The sequence below is a fragment of the Gemmatimonadota bacterium genome (assembly GCA_026706845.1).
Taxonomy (GTDB): domain Bacteria; phylum Latescibacterota; class UBA2968; order UBA2968; family UBA2968; genus VXRD01.
In genome coordinates this window covers 1-14,466 of sequence record JAPOXY010000123.1, presented here as the reverse complement: position 1 = coordinate 14,466, position 14,466 = coordinate 1, and the positions used below count along the sequence as shown (strand labels likewise).

13 protein-coding genes are annotated in these 14,466 nt (G+C 52.1%); 5 read left to right on the top strand and 8 right to left on the bottom strand.

Features of this window, described 5'->3' with window-relative positions; all coding sequences use genetic code 11:
• The first annotated feature begins 159 nt into the window (after nt 1–159).
• Entirely contained in the window at nt 160–1,707 is a 1,548-nt protein-coding gene (locus tag OXG87_11955; GenBank protein ID MCY3870264.1) for an FGGY-family carbohydrate kinase, read from the top strand.
• Nucleotides 1,708–1,710: 3 nt separating this feature from the next.
• On the opposite strand, the gene OXG87_11950 is transcribed toward OXG87_11955, so the two are convergent.
• Genes OXG87_11950 through OXG87_11940 form a run of 3 tightly spaced genes read right to left on the bottom strand, consistent with a single transcriptional unit; the run spans nt 1,711 to nt 4,755 of the window.
• On the bottom strand, nt 1,711–3,033 hold the full coding sequence (locus OXG87_11950) for a carbon-nitrogen hydrolase family protein (GenBank protein MCY3870263.1): 1,323 nt from the start codon (nt 3,031–3,033) through the stop codon (nt 1,711–1,713).
• 11 nt (nt 3,034–3,044) lie between these two features.
• Nucleotides 3,045–3,878, bottom strand: a complete 834-nt coding sequence (locus tag OXG87_11945) for a phytanoyl-CoA dioxygenase family protein (protein MCY3870262.1) — start codon at nt 3,876–3,878, stop codon at nt 3,045–3,047.
• Between the two features lie 28 nt (nt 3,879–3,906).
• The gene (locus tag OXG87_11940; GenBank protein MCY3870261.1) at nt 3,907–4,755 is read right to left on the bottom strand and encodes a phytanoyl-CoA dioxygenase family protein; all 849 of its coding nucleotides are present in this window, start codon (nt 4,753–4,755) and stop codon (nt 3,907–3,909) included.
• A 216-nt stretch (nt 4,756–4,971) separates the two neighbouring features.
• On the opposite strand from OXG87_11940, the gene OXG87_11935 reads away from it, so the two are divergent.
• The 4 genes from OXG87_11935 to OXG87_11920 are packed head-to-tail and all read left to right on the top strand — an operon-like array spanning nt 4,972 to nt 9,682.
• Entirely contained in the window at nt 4,972–6,240 is a 1,269-nt protein-coding gene (locus OXG87_11935; protein ID MCY3870260.1) for a BamA/TamA family outer membrane protein, read from the top strand.
• A gap of 7 nt (nt 6,241–6,247) precedes the next feature.
• Complete coding sequence (locus tag OXG87_11930) at nt 6,248–6,859, top strand: DUF4390 domain-containing protein (GenBank protein MCY3870259.1); 612 nt, start codon at nt 6,248–6,250, stop codon at nt 6,857–6,859.
• A gap of 22 nt (nt 6,860–6,881) precedes the next feature.
• Nucleotides 6,882–8,324 carry an ATP-binding protein gene (locus OXG87_11925; GenBank protein ID MCY3870258.1) on the top strand — a complete coding sequence of 481 codons (1,443 nt, stop codon included), beginning with the start codon at nt 6,882–6,884 and terminating at the stop codon, nt 8,322–8,324.
• A complete protein-coding gene (locus tag OXG87_11920; GenBank protein ID MCY3870257.1) occupies nt 8,321–9,682 on the top strand; it encodes a sigma-54 dependent transcriptional regulator in 1,362 nt (453 codons plus the stop codon). Before OXG87_11925 ends, OXG87_11920 begins: the two co-directional genes overlap by 4 nt.
• An 81-nt stretch (nt 9,683–9,763) precedes the next feature.
• Here the strand turns inward: OXG87_11920 and metK are convergent, their stop codons facing one another.
• The 5 genes from metK to OXG87_11895 all read right to left on the bottom strand — a co-directional run.
• On the bottom strand, nt 9,764–10,897 hold the full coding sequence (metK, locus tag OXG87_11915; protein ID MCY3870256.1) for a methionine adenosyltransferase: 1,134 nt from the start codon (nt 10,895–10,897) through the stop codon (nt 9,764–9,766).
• A 21-nt stretch (nt 10,898–10,918) separates the two neighbouring features.
• Nucleotides 10,919–12,703: a phosphoenolpyruvate--protein phosphotransferase gene (gene ptsP, locus OXG87_11910; GenBank protein ID MCY3870255.1), complete on the bottom strand. Its 1,785-nt coding sequence runs from the start codon at nt 12,701–12,703 to the stop codon at nt 10,919–10,921.
• Between the two features lie 3 nt (nt 12,704–12,706).
• The gene (locus OXG87_11905; protein ID MCY3870254.1) at nt 12,707–12,967 is read right to left on the bottom strand and encodes an HPr family phosphocarrier protein; all 261 of its coding nucleotides are present in this window, start codon (nt 12,965–12,967) and stop codon (nt 12,707–12,709) included.
• Nucleotides 12,968–13,004: 37 nt separating this feature from the next.
• Nucleotides 13,005–13,895 carry a carbohydrate kinase family protein gene (locus OXG87_11900; GenBank protein ID MCY3870253.1) on the bottom strand — a complete coding sequence of 297 codons (891 nt, stop codon included), beginning with the start codon at nt 13,893–13,895 and terminating at the stop codon, nt 13,005–13,007.
• A gap of 69 nt (nt 13,896–13,964) precedes the next feature.
• A partial coding sequence (locus OXG87_11895) for a geranylgeranylglyceryl phosphate synthase family protein (GenBank protein MCY3870252.1) occupies nt 13,965–14,466 on the bottom strand: 502 nt, incomplete at its 5' end.

Sequence of the window (14,466 nt, the reverse complement as noted above, 5' to 3'; positions counted from 1 at the left end):
AAGCGCGGCAAGATCTGGATCTATTAAAACGGCTGGGACAGCGCGCCGTGCGTTTCTTACAAGTATCGCGGCGACATGTAGCGTGAGGATATTATGCCCTTTTCGGAACAATATCAAAAAGATGGTTTTTGCGTTATTTATGAATCCTGAGGAGTATCCATGAGCAACCTATATCTCGGGCTTGACGCCAGCACGCAGAGCTTGAGTGCTATTATCATAGACATCGACACCCGCAAAGTCGTGTACGATGTTTCACTGAACTACGACGAAACGCTACCGCATTATGGCACTCAAAATGGCGTCCTCGATCATCCCGACCCCAAAATTGTTCACTCGCCACCTCTCATGTGGGCCGAAGCCCTCGATGTGCTTTTTGACAAAATGAAAACCGAGGGCATAACCCTCGGCAATATCCGGGCCATCTCTGGCTCGGGGCAACAACACGGCTCTGTTTATCTCAAAACTGTGGATATCTTATCCAATCTCAATCCATCAAAATCCCTCGTAGAAAACCTCAGCGGTATATTCTCTCGCGACACATCTCCCATCTGGATGGATTCCTCTACCCGCGCCGAATGCGATGAAATTTGCGACGCCCTCGGAGGTCTTCAAGCCACAGCCAGCGCCACGGGATCTACCACCTTTGAGCGCTTCACAGGGCCACAGATTCGCAAATTCTACAAAACACAACCCGATGCTTATAACAACACCGCACACATCATGCTTGTCAGTTCCTTCATGGCCTCTCTGATCGCGGGCAAAGTAGCCCCCATCGATCACGGCGATGGCGCAGGCATGAATTTGATGGACATTCAGACCCGAACCTATCATGCTGCCGCGCTCGACGCCACAGCCCCCGGTCTATCCCATCGTCTGCCTCCACTTGCAGAATCCCGCGCAATTATCGGCACTGTGAACCCTTACTTTGTCGATAAATACGGCGTCAATCCCAATGCACAGGCGCTCGTCTGGTCGGGTGACAATCCCAACAGCGTCATCGGCCTCGGTCTCATCCGCGAGGGCCTCGTCGCCATCTCACTCGGCACCAGCGACACCTACTTTGGCACAATGAAAAATTGCCAGACCGATCCACGCGGCGAAGGTCACGTCTTTGTCTCACCCACTGGCGACTACATGACCCTCATCTGTTTCAAAAACGGCTCCCTCGCCCGCGAAGCCGTACGCCAATCTCATGGTCTGGACTGGAATGGTTTTTCCCATGCACTCCAATCCACCCCCCCGGGCAATAATGGAAAAATCCTGCTTCCCTATTTTGAACCCGAAATCGTACCCAATGTCCTCAATCCCGGCGTACACCGCTTTGACCTCCACGAACAGGACGCCGCTGGCAATTGCCGCGCGGTTGTCGAGGCACAAATGATGTCCATGCGCAGTCACTCAGAATGGATGGGCGTGCGTCCATCAGCCATCTACGTCACAGGCGGGGCATCGGTCAATCCCGAAATCCTTCAAATCATGGCCGACGTGCAAAACTGCCCCATTCACCAATTTGAAGTCACCAACAGCGCAGCCCTCGGCGCAGCCCTCCGCGCAGCGCACGCGCACCTCAACACCACCTGGGAAGACATCAGCAAGGGCATCGCCGAACCCATATCCGGCTCCGCCGTCAAGCCCACCAACACCGAAGTGTATGACGAACTGGTTAAAAAATACGCCGAATGCGAGCAAATCGCGCTCGGCATATAATCCTCAATACGCCTCAGTTTTCAAGGTCCCCGCGTTCTTTTCATCGACAAAAGCGCGATAGGTGTGTGGTCGTCGCTGCATCCAGTTGATCCCGCGAAAGCACCCGCGACTCTTTGGACTGAATCCATCCACGAGATTCACCTCTGCGGTCACAAACCGCTCACTGCCATCATTCCATGCCAGCACATGCCCGGTGCGATCAATAATACAACTGCCCTCCGCGCGATTTACCGCCACCACCATACACAACTGATTGTCCAGCGCCCGAGTCTGCATAATCCCGCGAAAGCGTTCGGGATCCCACGTATGATCTTCTGGATGCCACGCGCGGTGATCGCCCATAATTGGCAACAACAAAAAGTCCGCGCCATTTAACCCGATCATCCGCGACGACTCAGCCGCCGAAGAATCCATACAAATATTGCACCCAATCCGTCCAATATCCGTATCAAATACAGGAAAATCATCACCCGGCAAAATACCCGAATCCATCTCGCCACCCACCGCCAGATGCACCTTGCGATATTTGCCATCCACGCCGCCATCGGGCGCGAACAACACGGCTGTATTGTGAACGGCATCGCCATCTCGTTCAATCACACCCAACAGCACATATACGCCATAATCGCGCGCAACATCCGCAAACGGCTCCGCCTCGGGTCCCGGCACGGGCACTGCCAGTTCCAATGGACTCCCTTTAATCCCGTATTGCAATGCGATCTCGGGCAACACAATCAAATCGGGTTTTTCTTTTTCACATATCTCCCGGCACAAAGGCAAATAAAGATCGACATTGTCCTGAATTGACTCAAACCGCCGGTCGCGGTCTGTTCGCCGTCCCGTCGCGACACAAATTTTCACGGGTTTGTATGATTCTGCCACATCTGTCGCGATCACTCTGGGCAATTGCCATTCGGATGATCCCACAACCGACCAGCGAAACGTATAGCGCACAGTCAAGTGTTCGGCATCTTCCGGAGCAGTGAGACGCCGCGAAAATTGCACGGTATCGCCGTTCCACTCGGGAAGGAGATAATCCCAGGACAAAACTTCGCCGCGCCGCCCACTGTCCCGATCCAGGTGGCCCCAATACGCCTCACAGCGCAACACATCGCGTGCCGTATCCACATCTTGAAACTGCGACTGGGCAACGATCTCATATATCTTGCCGGCCTCCACACCCGAATACGCGATCTGCCATCCGCCAATACAGGTGCGCGTCCCATTTGCGGCAATTGCCAGCGTATCCCCACTGCGCTCTGTCAACGGCGCGGCGGTCGGATGCGGCGCCCAGGGTTCAATAGACTCAAGCTGTAAATCTGACATGGTCTCCTCCCTTAATTTTCATTTTGCACGATTTTCTTAATCTGCGAATAGGATGCTGTTGCAATCAACTCCTGTGTCTCGGGCAACAATCGCTCGACAATTTCATCGGGAAATTCATTTAGCGGCATCACAAACTGCGGCATGTACCGCAGTGTCAAAAATCTTCGGTCTCGATCCCTCGGCTTCCAACTCAGCGCACCGTGTGTCACCATCTCTGAAATCATCACCACATCGCCCGCTTTGGGAAGCACGTTTAACACCCCTGGCGGAACATCATAGGAAACATAATCCGGATTATACCCACCTTCGGGCGTCCGGCTGCCCGGATAAAAAAACCCCTCTGGCCGATCAAACGCGCTCTTGTGTGAACCCGGCAAAATAATCAAACCACCATCGCCTTCATACACATCTGTCAAATAAAAAAACACCACCAGATGATCGCACAGGCATTTTCCGTCCCGAGCCAGATAGTACGGTGCTTCAGGTCCTTTGCTGGGACTCTCCCGCGCCGAATGCAGGGGATGAAATTCGTGCGTGTGATTATTCACCATCAAATTGCCACTCGTCAAACGCGGGCGATCATTCATCAGCGCTTTCACAATCGGCCACACTTTGGGATGTTGCGTCAAAGCCTCCAGTACGCGGTCAAACGCAAAACCGTAAAGGTGCCAGATAAAATGATTTCGCAAGCGATTTACGTGAAAACCTGGCGGCAAATCCTCATCCGACACTTGCATATACCGATCAGCCGCTGCTTGCGCTTGTGCCAACGCATCTCCTGTCACCACGCCCTCTAAGTGCAAATATCCCGTCAAATCGAAGAAATACTTTTGCTCTGGCGTCATATCGAGTCTCCATTACTGTAACTTCAAACTATTGTTCAACCCAGTGACGGTACAAAGGCTTCACATCTTCCGGCAACCCGTCGTACACCTCCTTTTGCAATGGTATAGATTCGTAATTCTTGCCACCTGTCTCCACCACCATCATCTCGTGCTCGGGTTTGCCAATATGCGACGGATTCAAATTCAACCACCACGGGGCATAGCGCACAATCAAAGCCACGCGCGGTTGGTCACTCTGATTTGATGCCACTGCATGCCACAATCGACTATCGTAAATCAGCACACTGCCCGCTGCGCCCTTCACCTGCATCTCGGAGGGATACGGCGCATCCTGATCCACATCGTCCATCCCACCTGCCGCCGGATTATCGAGCCATCGATGACTGCCCGGCACGAGAAATGTCCCGCCATTTTTCTCATTAAACGCCGTCAACATCCAGATAGACGACAAATGCAATAACGCATCGGGATACGGCGCAGGAACATGAGACGCATTGGTCGCATTATACGGCCAATCCGCGTGCCAGTACCCCCTATCATTGCCCGGATAATTGATCACACAATCCGTGCAAGAAACGCGCGCATAAGGTCCAAACAGCGCATCCACCACATCCATCATCTTTCGACTTGCCAGATAAGGTGCGAAAATCTGCGTCTCATTAATCACCTGCCGCAAACTCGCCACACCTTCTGCGCCAACGCGATGTCCCCGCGCCCGGGTTGCTGCCAGTGCCGCCTCTGACTCTGCGTGTTTTTGCGCCTGTGCTGCCACTATGGCTTGCCGCACGGTATCCACCTCATCTTCGGGAATCACATTTTTAACCACGTAAAACCCATCGCGCTTGAGTTTTTCGAGAATACGAGAAATCGACATCATTTACACCCTCCAGAATGTTATTCCGCAATCCTGTTGCAAAAAAGATACACATGTCGTATTGTTTCACACAACGCATATCGGGTTTCAGACATTAGATATACGCACAACTTCTTATTTTTTCAAATTTTATTTTTATCTAAGAAAGACCACAAGACACGGGCACGGATTTTGCATAATTATATCTAAAAATTCAAAAACCACAAGAGTGCTGCCATTATGTACAAATATCTCATCCTGCTCTGCCTATTTGCCACCCCTGCCCTGGGACAAATTGGGCATGAAATAGAAAAGATTGAAGTGCGCGGCAATGAAAAAACCCGTGTTGAAATCATTCGCCAGGTCTTACCCATAAAAGTGGGGGATAACCTGCACGAAGGGGACATCGACCGCTGCCGCGTAATCCTCGAGCGATTGCTACTTTTCCGAACTGCATATGTCAATGTCAAGCCCGGTGCAGAAAAAGGCAAAGCCATTCTCGTGGTCTATGTACAGGAAAAGCGTTTCGGCGACCTGGGCATGAGCCTTGAATATTCCGAACTCGATGGCTTTGGCGCGTCCGCAAATGCGCATTATGCCAATCTGCGTGGCGAAGGGAAATTAGTCGGCGTAGAATACGGTTTGGGAGAACGCTTCAAATACTGGGGGTTTCACTACAGCGATCCGCTCTTTCTCAAAACCAATCAGGCATTTCACATTCAAGTAACGGGGTCTTCTGCAGACCGCGACATCTTTCGCGATCGAAACCCCGATATCAGGGGACGCTACGATCTCGAACGCATCGGATTTGCCATGGGTTTTGGTCAACCCTCTCCCCTGCGCGCCTACCATTTCGTCTTAAAATACGCTTTTGAAGCCATACAAATCGGCGACTTTCAACACCCTTCTATCCCCACGGGCGGTGGGATCTTCGCCAATGAAATTAAAGCTACCGTAGGGCGGGAAACCCTCTCCACACTTTCTTTTAACCTGTTCAAACAACCCGTGAGCGCAATCTGGAGACAAGGCACGGATTTTAATGCCCGACTCACACTATCATCCAAACTACTGGGATCAGTTGCAAATTATATCAAACTTCGCACGGAACTCTATCGGCACCAGCAAGTTACCGCAGGACACATCCTCTCACTCGGCGTCAAAACAGGGGGCATCTGGGGAAGTCCGCCCTTTTACGAACGCTTTTATCTCGATGGGAATAATCAACTCAGAGGTATAGAACGCCGCGTTATTGGGCCAGAAGGCGGCACCTTGTTTTTTGCGGCTGAAGCCCTCTATGCCATCGATCTCAAAACCCTGGGGCGGGTATATGCCTTTGCCGAAAGTGGCGGTGTACATCGCTCTGTAAATAGCAAAAGTCGGCGAGATGCCGACTTCGCCTTTGGCGTGGGCATGCTCCTCTTTAACCGCGTAGATATCAGCTTTGGAATCAGCACGGGAACACTCATCGTAAAATCACATCGCTTTGCCGGCGTCAAGATTGGTCTGTGAGGAAGAGATGACCCGGTTCTTCATCATCCAGACACTCACAGTTTGCACGCTTGCCAGCATGCAACCCGTACTTGCACAACACATACCGCAAGACAGTCTTTATATTTATGTGCAATCCGATACCCTGCGCCTCGATGCAACCATCGATTCTCTCTTTTCAAAACGAGCTATTGACGCCATTGAATCGGGCATGACGACATCTATCGCCGTGCAATTTCGCCTGCGGACAGGCCGCGGGAATAATCTGGGCCAAAGTAGTCTGCTCAGGCGTTTGGAACACGACATCTGGGAAGGGCAATATCGCCTCATCCGGCAATCCGCACACCCAGACACGCAGATTACGTCTCATTTTGAAGACATTCGACACGCGTGTTCTGAACTTCAGGGAGTCGCACTGGCTCGGCTTCCCTTTCCCGACGAGCCTATCACCTTGCAGGTGCGAATAGACGTAAACCCGATCTCGCCCGAGCAACGAGAACGCACGCGACAATGGCTCAAGATAATTGAAAAAGGCAGCTTTCTCGAATTCTTTTTCACCCTGGACAGATCCACATCTCCCGAATGGATTGACCTGTTCAGATTTCGCCCCAGCGCGCTCCCATATCTTCTGACTGAATAACACTCTGCCTGGAGACACAACCATGAGATCTATTCCCTTGCGCTGGCGCATCATCGCCTCCCTGATTGGTCTGGCATTGGGAACGACGCTCATACTCGCGCTACTCGCACGACACTTTTTGGCGCTGAGCCTTCAGACCAGCGTCAATCTCGAGATGGGCAGTGCGCTGACCAGTGCGCTTGCTCTGGCAAAAGAGAACTACGACGCCAAAAAACGACAACTTCAGGACATTGGACAGCTTTTGTCTGCACCGCCTCACCGCGACCTCAATGCCTTACACGCCGCGTTTGCAGATGCCGGTCTCGACAATCTGACCCTGCGTGTTTCGCCTCTCGAACAGATTGACACAGACCTTTCGCAAGGTCCTGCGGTCTCCAAAGTAGAAAACGACCAGCTTCAACTGGTACTCGCACTTCCCGATTCGCAACGCGCACTAACTGCCCTGCTGTCACTCGAGGCGCTCATCAGTGTCAAAAATGCCGTACATACGTACAAACATATTGAAATGGCGGAAGGCGATCTGCGCACTGCATTTCTACTCGCCTTTCTCGTCGCCGCAGCAGGCGTTGTCCTTCTGGCATCTGTGATTGGCGTTCGCATTGGCTTTGGGATCACACGCCCGCTTAACGCACTGCTTAAAGGCACGCGAGAAATGGGACGCGACAACCTGCAATACCGCATTCCCAAAGGCAGAGATGACGAGATCGGCTTACTTATCGAGTCCTTTAACCAGATGGCACAAGACCTTGTAGAAAACAGACGCAAACGACTCGAAGCGGAGCAAATTGCAGCCTGGCGAGAAATTGCGCGGCGCCTGGCTCACGAAATAAAAAATCCATTAACGCCCATTCAACTTGCCGTGCAGCAAATGCGCGACAAATATTCTGGCAATGATCCCGCGTATCAACAATTTGTAACCAACTGCACGGAAATCGTCACAGAAGAAGTCGAAAATCTCAGATCTCTGGTTCAAGAATTTGCCAACTTTGCCCGCATGCCATCTCTCTCTCTGTCCCCCAGCGACCTCAATGAGTGTGTACACAATGTCGTTCGCCTCTACCCGGATGCTCGCATTCACCTCGACCTGGAGGAAAATCCGCCCGCGCTCGAACTCGACACCGAGCAGATGCGCCGGGTGCTGATTAATCTTATAGAAAATAGTCTTGACGCCTCTGGCAAAAACGGCCAGATCGAGATACGCACGCGCACGTCTGACGACACGGCTATACTGTCCGTAATTGACAGCGGGCCAGGCGTGCCCCTGAAAGATCGCGTGCGCATCTTCCAACCTTATGTCTCCACAAAAGAAAGCGGTATGGGCCTGGGCCTTGCCGTAGTACACAACATCATTGAAGATCACGGGGGGCACATCTCGGTCAAAGATGCCCCTATGGGGGGCGCGCAATTCGACCTTCAACTCCCCATTCCCGACCGAGCCATAGCGCAACCGGAGGAACAGCGATGAACCAAAATATTCTCATTATTGACGACGAAAGAAATATCCGCCGAACCTTAGACATGATACTATCGGGTGAAGGCTATCAGGTCTTCACCTGTGCCTCGGCAAAAGCGGGTCTTGACGTACTCAAAAAAGAACGCATTCACCTGGTCTTGCTCGACATTGTTATGCCAGAAATCAATGGCCTTGACCTGCTGCCCAAACTCCTCGAAGTGCGTCCCAATCTGGCAATCATCATGATTTCGGGACACGGCAATGTGCAAAACGCCGTTCTCGCCATCAAACGAGGAGCTTATGATTTCCTTGAAAAACCCCTCGATCGCGACAAAGTGCTCATGGCGATTTCTCGCGCCCTTCAAACGCGGGAACTCGCCGCGGAAAATCGCCACCTCAAGCAACAAATTGAGGGACGCTATGAAATGGTGGGGCAAAGTCCTGCCCTGACAGAAATTCGCAACCAGATCGCGCGCGTTGCCCCCACCAATGGGCGCGTCCTCATCCTCGGAGAAAGCGGTACAGGTAAAGAACTCATTGCCCGCGCTGTACACAAAATGAGTCACAGAGCGAAAAATTCCTTTGTCAAAGTAAATTGTGCTGCCATTCCCGAAGAACTCATTGAAAGCGAATTGTTTGGAAGTGATCGAGGCGCATTTACCGGCGCGGTCAAAACGCGCGACGGCAAATTCCTCCAGGCCGATGGCGGGACGTTATTTCTCGATGAAATTGGCGACATGAGCCTGTCGGTACAGGCCAAGGTTTTGCGCGCGCTCGAGCAAGGTGAATTTGAACGGGTAGGCGGTGCCAAAACCTTTCGGGTAGATGTGCGCGTCATCGCGGCGACAAACAAAAACTTGCACGCCGAAGTCGAGCAGGGCAAATTTCGAGAAGACCTCTACTTTCGCCTGAATGTGGTACCATTGACAGCGCCGCCCTTGCGGGAGCGCCGCGAAGACATCCCCGAGTTGGCCGAACACTTCCTCAAAGCCTATGCCGAAGAAAATGGATTTTTACCCAAAACACTATCGGCAGAAGCGCGCGACCTGCTCCTGCAATACGACTGGCCCGGCAACATCCGCGAACTGAAAAACCTGGTTGAACGCCTCTCAATAATGGTTTCAGGAGACACCATCTACCCCGAAGATCTACCCACTTTAGATGGTATGTCCATTCCAAAACAACCCGACTCTTTCCCGGATCTCGGCGTGGGAAGAACACTTCGTCAGGTGCGGGAGGCCGTTGAGCGGCACTACATTGCCGAAGCACTGGAGCGACATGGTGGAAATGTCACCCGCGCATCCAATGCCCTGGGCATCGAACGCACCAACTTGCACAAAAAAATAAAACAATACGATCTTGAAAGATGAGAACGCTATTTACGCGAAATAAAAAAAGCGCGGAAGTGAATTCCGCGCTAAAAAAGAATTGGCAGGATGATATTGAAAATATTACAGCCCTGCGGCTTTTTTTAAGACACCGGCTTTACCCGTCTGCTCCCATGTAAATTCTCCCCTTCCAAAATGACCATAAGCGGCTGTAGAACGATACACAGGCCTGGTCAAATCGAGTGCTGCAATAATGCCAGAGGGCGTCAGATCAAAGTGATCGTCAATCAGATCAACGATCTTTGATTCCTCAATCTTGCCCGTGCCAAACGTATCTACGGCGACCGAAACGGGTTTTACCACCCCGATCGCGTAAGCCAGTTGCACTTCGCATCGAGATGCCAGACCTGCAGCAACGACATTTTTCGCGACCCAGCGCGCCGCATAATGCCCACTGCGATCCACCTTGCTCGGATCCTTGCCGGAAAACGCCCCACCGCCGTGACGCCCCATCCCACCGTACGTATCCACAATAATTTTTCGTCCGGTCAATCCACAATCGCCGTGTGGCCCGCCCACCACAAATTTGCCGGTTGGGTTGACGTGATAAATCGTATCCCCATCCAAAAGATGCGTGGGCACCACCTCGCGGATCACTTTCTCCTTCACATCCCGCTTAATCTGCGCGTGCGATACGTCCTCATCATGCTGCGTCGAAACCACCACTGTGTGAACGCGAACCGGCTCGTCCCCATCGTATTCCACCGTTACCTGCGATTTGCTATCCGGACGCAAATACGAAAGCCCTTTGTCCTTGCGAATTTGCGCGAGTTCTGCCACTAATTTGTGAGACAGGATAATGGGCAACGGCATCAGTTCAGGTGTTTCTCGACACGCATATCCAAACATCATCCCCTGATCACCTGCGCCACCCGTATCCACCCCCAGCGCAATATCGGACGATTGCTGGTCTAAGGCCACCAACACAGCACAACTTCTGTAATCAAATCCATAGCTCGAATCCGTATAGCCAATCTCTTTAATCACGCCGCGCACCAGCGACTGAAGATCCACGGTAGCCTCGCTCGTCACTTCCCCTGCGACTAACACAAGCCCGGTTGTCACCAGCGTTTCACAAGCCACCCTGGATTTGGGATCTTGCTTCAACATGGCATCGAGCACCGCATCCGAAATTTGATCCGCCACCTTATCTGGATGCCCTTCAGAAACTGATTCCGACGTAAACAAACGGCCCATAAAGCCCACTCCTATAAAAAATCAGAACAATGACAATCTCATTTGTAGTGTCGTCTCACCACTCTCCCCGCCAACGAACATCTCGTCATCCTCATCGGATAACGTGGCGTTTACGCGCGCCCGAATATTTGCGATCTCCTGCATATTGAGCACATCTTCGCCAAGTGCCTGAAGCTGCTTAAAGGATGTATTGCGAATTGCGCGTTTGACCTCGGGCAATGCCGAAGGCGTCATCGACAGCTTATCAACCCCCATGCCCACTAGCAACAATCCAGAATGCGGATCTCCCGCAATCTCGCCGCAAACAGTCACCGGTATATTTTCTGCATGCGCTGCATCAACCACGCCCTTGATCAATCGCAAAACCGCAGGGTGAAACGGCTCAAATAAATACGAGACGAGATCATTGCCGCGATCAACAGCAAGCGTGTACTGGATCAGGTCATTGGTGCCAATGCTGAAAAAATCGACTTCCCGCGCCAATTGATCGGCTATCAGCGCAGCAGAAGGGACTTCGATCATGACCCCAACAGGACACTGAGGATCAAAAGGTACGCTTTCTCGCGTCAATTCTTCGCGCACCTCATTGAGTACAGCAAGGGCCTCACGCAATTCGTCGATCCCCGAAATCAGGGGCAACATCAACTTCACATTACCAACGGCGCTCGCTTTTAAGATCGCCCGAAGCTGTATTTTAAAAAGATCGCGATGTCTCAACGTCAGCCGGATGGAACGCAACCCCAAAAAGGGATTCATTTCTGTCTGTGTATTGAGCACATGCGACATTTTATCCCCCCCCAAATCCAGGGTGCGAATCACGAGGGGGTGTGGCGCAATGCGCCTGGCCATTTGCGAATATGCGGTAACCTGCGAGGCCTCATCGGGCAAAATATCGCTGGCGAGATAGAGATATTCCGTGCGATACAACCCGACGCCCTCAGCGCCGTAGTCCATCGCAGAATGCACCTCGCTGGGCAATTCCACATTGGCCTGCAACGCGACCCGAACACCGTCCTTAGTCTGGGCGGGCAAATCTCGGGAATCGACCAACCCGGCTTTTCGCCTTCTCAGTTTTTCAGCCAGATCCCGATACTGCGCGAGTGTTTTATCATCCGGGTTGAGAATAAAATGTCCGCGGCGACCATCTACTATCGCGATATCGCCTATACGCGCATCAGATAGCGCATTGGCAACGCTGACAACAGCTGGGATCTCTAATCCGCGCGCCAGAATAATTGCGTGAGACGTGGGACCACCGACCTCTGTCACAAGCCCCAAAACCCGGTCGGGTTGCAAGTGTGCCATATCGTCGGGCATTAAATCGCGCGCAACGACAATCGATTTGTCGGGCAATCGGTCTAATCCCGCTTTTTCCCAATTCCCCAATTTGGCTAACACCCGCTTTGCAATGCCCAATAAATCGGCACCGCGTTCTCTCAAATAATCATCTTGAAACGCTTCAAATTGACGACTCAAATTCTGGAAAGTCGTCCAGAAAGCGTATTCGGCATTATATTTTTCTATGTGTGGATATGTAAGCTCGAGAAGCATGGGGTCTTGCAACATGAGCAGATGCGCGTCGAATATCTGCGCGTGCTCTTTGCCCAGTATGTCCTCGACATGCGCCCGCGTAGCTGCGAAATCCTCAGACACTGCTTTGATTGCCTCTTGTAGTCTCGCCTTTTCTGCGGGAATATCGCGAGGATCTATCCGGCGTTGATCCACGGGAAACTCTTCTGGATCGTATAAATAAACCGATGCAATCGCAATGCCCGGAGACGCCTGTATGCCTTTGAGATATTTCATAGCTCAGTCAAACTTTGATTCAATCATTTCGACGATATGATCCAGTGCAGGGCGGGCATCTTCTCCCTCAACCCGCACCGTGATCACAGAATCCACTTCTGCAGCCAACATCATCACACCCATAATGCTCTTGCCATTGATTGTCAGACCATCTTTTTCCAGTGTAATTTCAGAAGTAAATTTAGCCGCCGCCTGTACCAGCAAAGCCGCGGGTCGCGCGTGAATGCCCAGTTTATTTTTTACCGTAGCCCGTTGTTCCAGCATCGTCTGTATTCATCCATAATCATAAAATTTAAAAAAATTAATCTACAGCGATCAGTTGCAAGACCTGTTCTGCCCCGTGAATATGGCCTGCACCACCGGCCCTGGCACATGTTAATGCCGCACTTCCGCTGGCAAATTGCACACTGCGCGTCAGCGTCCATCCCTGCAAATACCCGTAAATAAGACCGGCTCGAAAGGCATCTCCCGCCCCTGTTGTATCGCGCGCAGTGACCTGGTATGCGGGCTGTTCAAAACTATTGCCATTTTCCTGAAAAACCTGACATCCCTGTTTTCCTCTGGTAATCACCACAGTTTCTATACCGGCCTTTAAAAGCCCAACCGCCACATCCGAGGGCATGCCCATTCTATGTCGGCGCATAAAGCCGTCAGAATTGATCACCACATCGCAGAATTTTGCAAGCGGATGATCGGGAGTCAGTTCAATAGCAAACACCGTCACATCACATGACCGCGCAATTTGAGCTGCTCGGATCGCATTTTCACCCAAAAAGGGATCGACCGACAACAGGGCGACACCATCGAGGTCCGCCTCAGTTAGTGGCCTGCTGCGCACATCGGGGAAATGTCCACAAATCGTTCGCCCGCCGTTGACATCAGACAGGATAACGGCGTGTCCGGTGCGAACGCTCGGATCTATATCGAGCCTGCGAATATCCACGTCAAATTGACGCATCGCGCGCAAGAAAAGTGCGCCCCTGCGGTCATCTCCCAGTGCACACCCCATCAACCGCACATCGACCCCCAATCCGCTCAACGTCACCGCCGTATTGGTCGCTTCTCCACCGACAAATTCTTCGTCGCGAAACGCGCGCGTGTGTCCATTGCGCTCGGGAAACCAGGCCACTTGCACGATTTGATCGATGCCCATTACACCGTAACACAACACTGCACCAGACGAAATAGCCATAACAATACGCTCGCATAAAAAAACCGTCCGCAAAGACGGTAACGACATCCCAATTGTGAAAAAATAGACTCAGTCGAGACAGTGAATGGCAGAGGCAAACGCGCCAATCAGCGCAGCATCCCAGCCCGTTTCCTCAAAAATACTGCCAATCACCACAAAAGCTGCGCCCAATGCGACTCGTTTTGCCGCAGCTTCGGGCTCGCGAATGCCACCGCCGACAATTATAGGAATCGACACATAACTACAGACTGCCTGTACTATTTCTTCGGGCACCATCAACTCTGGCCCGCTGCCAGCGTCCAAATACACGCATTGCATACCCAAATACTCAGCGGCAAGAGCGTGTGCCATTGCAATCTCGGGTTTGTCGCGCGGCAAGGGACGTGTGTTGCTCACGTATTCGGCTGTGGTTAGCTGCCCTGTATCCACGAGCGCGTAGCCGGTTGCAATGGCCTCTAATCCGTGTGCTTTCAAAATTGGCGCAGCCTTGACGTGTTGTCCGATCAGCAATTCGGGATTGCGTCCACTGATAAGCGACAAAAACATAATCGCATCGGCAGCCGCGGAGATC

What these genes read in the sequence shown, in the direction of transcription:
- OXG87_11940 (MCY3870261.1), bottom strand. Translation starts at nt 4,755, where the DNA reads ATGATGTCGATTTCTCGTATTCTCGAAAAACTCAAGCGCGATGGGTTT.
- OXG87_11920 (MCY3870257.1), top strand. Translation starts at nt 8,321, where the DNA reads ATGAACCAAAATATTCTCATTATTGACGACGAAAGAAATATCCGCCGA.
- OXG87_11905 (MCY3870254.1), bottom strand. Translation starts at nt 12,967, where the DNA reads ATGCTGGAACAACGGGCTACGGTAAAAAATAAACTGGGCATTCACGCG.
- ptsP (MCY3870255.1), bottom strand. Translation starts at nt 12,703, where the DNA reads ATGAAATATCTCAAAGGCATACAGGCGTCTCCGGGCATTGCGATTGCA.
- OXG87_11930 (MCY3870259.1), top strand. Translation starts at nt 6,248, where the DNA reads ATGACCCGGTTCTTCATCATCCAGACACTCACAGTTTGCACGCTTGCC.
- OXG87_11935 (MCY3870260.1), top strand. Translation starts at nt 4,972, where the DNA reads ATGTACAAATATCTCATCCTGCTCTGCCTATTTGCCACCCCTGCCCTG.
- OXG87_11950 (MCY3870263.1), bottom strand. Translation starts at nt 3,033, where the DNA reads ATGTCAGATTTACAGCTTGAGTCTATTGAACCCTGGGCGCCGCATCCG.
- metK (MCY3870256.1), bottom strand. Translation starts at nt 10,897, where the DNA reads ATGGGCCGTTTGTTTACGTCGGAATCAGTTTCTGAAGGGCATCCAGAT.
- OXG87_11925 (MCY3870258.1), top strand. Translation starts at nt 6,882, where the DNA reads ATGAGATCTATTCCCTTGCGCTGGCGCATCATCGCCTCCCTGATTGGT.
- OXG87_11945 (MCY3870262.1), bottom strand. Translation starts at nt 3,878, where the DNA reads ATGACGCCAGAGCAAAAGTATTTCTTCGATTTGACGGGATATTTGCAC.
- OXG87_11955 (MCY3870264.1), top strand. Translation starts at nt 160, where the DNA reads ATGAGCAACCTATATCTCGGGCTTGACGCCAGCACGCAGAGCTTGAGT.
- OXG87_11900 (MCY3870253.1), bottom strand. Translation starts at nt 13,895, where the DNA reads ATGGCTATTTCGTCTGGTGCAGTGTTGTGTTACGGTGTAATGGGCATC.